1 protein-coding gene is annotated in these 406 nt (G+C 63.1%); it reads left to right on the forward strand.

What is annotated here, in order from left to right; all coding sequences use genetic code 11:
• Positions 1-11: 11 nt before the first annotated feature.
• A partial coding sequence (locus FJV41_RS57600; RefSeq protein WP_246137948.1) for an HAD-IC family P-type ATPase occupies positions 12-406 on the forward strand: 395 nt, incomplete at its 3' end.

Genomic DNA, 406 nt, shown 5'->3' on the forward strand with positions numbered 1-406 from the left:
GATCCGATCTCATGCCGCAGGACAAGGTCAAAGCGATTGCGGAGTTTCAAAGCCGGGGCTACCGGGTTGCCATGGTGGGCGATGGCGTCAACGATGCGCCCGCATTGGCACGAGCCGACGTAGGCATCGCCATGGGGGGCGGGGGTACGCAGGCAGCCCTGGAAGCTGCGGACAGTGCGCTCATGACCGACGACCTGGTCAAGATTGCCGCAGCCCGTGCCATTGCGCGCAAGGCGTACCGCACAGTGCAGGAGAACCTGCTCGTGGGGGTGGGCGTGGTGCATGTGCTGGGTATTTCGGCAGCCCTGTTGGGCTGGATCGGCCCGATACAGGCAGCAATCATCCATCTCGGGCCTGACATCCTGGTGTTCCTCAACTCGGTCAAGCTGCTCAAGGTGAGGATCAG

Source organism: Myxococcus llanfairpwllgwyngyllgogerychwyrndrobwllllantysiliogogogochensis (assembly GCF_006636215.1).
Classification (GTDB): domain Bacteria; phylum Myxococcota; class Myxococcia; order Myxococcales; family Myxococcaceae; genus Myxococcus; species Myxococcus llanfairpwllgwyngyllgogerychwyrndrobwllllantysiliogogogochensis.